This window comes from Vibrio sp. Vb1755, from assembly GCF_033338635.1.
GTDB lineage: Bacteria > Pseudomonadota > Gammaproteobacteria > Enterobacterales > Vibrionaceae > Vibrio > Vibrio alginolyticus.
This window is the reverse complement of record NZ_JAWOTA010000070.1, coordinates 1-1,889: the sequence shown is the minus strand read 5'-3', so window position 1 is coordinate 1,889 and position 1,889 is coordinate 1. Positions and strand designations below refer to the sequence as shown.

Sequence of the window (1,889 nt, the reverse complement as noted above, 5' to 3'; positions counted from 1 at the left end):
CAAGCCAAACTTACCCATATCTCGGGATGTTAGACGTAAACCCCAGTCAGCTCCTGCTTCGCCACTACCGATGTTTGGCAGCCACTGATACTCTTCAATATCTAAAGGGAAAAAAATCTTCTCTTTCATTACTTCCGTAAATGATTGCCCATATACTTTTTCAATCACTTTAGAAAGACCAACTGTAGAAAGACCGCTGTACGCGAACTTTGTTCCTGGATCAAAAGCTAATTGAGTGGAAAGAAACTGCTGTTTTAAGTCCTTCGCATTGTAATGACGAGAAAAAATGTTGCCTTGTCCATATGGTACGGACAATTCGTCCAATGCGTAGCCTGTGGACATATTTAGAACATCTCGTAATGTTATCGCTAGCTTCGCCTTTCTATCTGGCTCGGTATACTCTGGAAAGAAATCAAATATTGGCGTATCTAACCCTTCGATTTTGCCTTCATCAATAGCGATGAAAATCAGCGTAGCGACAAAGGATTTCGTGACGGAATGCACGTTATGCACAACCTCTTGCCCGACAGGCACATTTGGTGTTTGACGATTACCATCAAGCCCACCACCTTGACGATACAGTTCCAACGTCAACTGGCTATCTTGCCACACTAGTAAGCTATGCAGGTTTGCTGCTTGTCCTTGTTCTACTCGCTGAATGATAGGATCAAACTCTGGCTTACTCGCCTCAACAACTACGGCGTGTTTATCACACCCTACGAGTAGGATAAGCAACCACGCTATGATGAAAGTTTTCATGCTTTCCTCTTTATTTCTCAATATGCACAACCATGAATAAAACAGAAATAAAGAGATGAGTCTTCGTGCTAGACAGATATAAAAAAAGCGTGCGACCAATCGCACGCTTTTGATTTGAAATTGACGACAAACGTTAGTGCATTGCTGCTTCTTTCTCACTCAAATATTCAAATTCAAGCGCATCATTTACTAACGACACTTTCACCGTACCACCATCAACAAGTGATCCGAACAACAGTTCATTTGCCAATGGTTTCTTCAATTGCTCTTGGATTACACGGCCCATTGGACGTGCCCCCATCGCTTTGTCATAACCTTTATGTGCTAACCAATGGCGAGCATCTTGCGATACTTCCATGGATACTCCGCGAGCATCCAACTGGACTTGAAGCTCGACAATAAACTTATCAACCACTTGATGGATAACACTTTCATCTAGGCTATTAAACCAGATGATATTATCAAGACGGTTACGGAACTCCGGAGTGAACACCTTCTTAATTTCTGCCATGGCATCGTGACTATGATCTTGTTGGATTAAACCGATCGATTTCTTCTCAGTTTCAGCCACACCAGCGTTAGTGGTCATCACAAGGATCACGTTACGGAAATCGGCCTTGCGACCATTGTTGTCCGTTAGCGTACCGTTATCCATCACTTGCAGTAACAAGTTAAAGATATCTGGGTGCGCTTTCTCAATCTCATCCAACAAAACAACGGAATGAGGATGCTTAATAACGGCATCGGTTAACAAGCCACCTTGATCATAACCAACATAACCTGGAGGAGCACCAATTAAGCGGCTCACAGAGTGACGCTCACCATACTCAGACATATCAAAACGAAGCAGTTCAATGCCAAGCAGTTTCGATAGCTGAACAGTTACCTCGGTTTTACCCACACCAGTAGGCCCTGCAAACAAGAACGAACCCACAGGCTTGCTATCTACGCCCAAACCAGCACGAGACAGTTTGATAGCCTCCGAAAGCGCATCAATAGCGTTGTCTTGACCAAAGACTAGCATCTTCATTTTGCCATCAAGATTCTTCAAGATGTCTTTGTCAGATGAAGACACCGACTTCTCTGGAATTCGAGCCATTTTTGCAACCATGGCTTCAATATCAGCCACG

General features: G+C 43.6%; 2 protein-coding genes. Both read right to left on the bottom strand.

All coding sequences use genetic code 11. From position 1 onward, the window contains the following. Positions 1–759, bottom strand: a 759-nt coding sequence (locus R7E00_RS22600; protein WP_318124492.1) for a serine hydrolase, incomplete at its 3' end; no start/stop codon positions are given. Between the two features lie 133 nt (positions 760–892). Then, positions 893–1,889, bottom strand: a 997-nt coding sequence (locus tag R7E00_RS22595) for an AAA family ATPase (RefSeq protein WP_318124491.1), incomplete at its 5' end; no start/stop codon positions are given.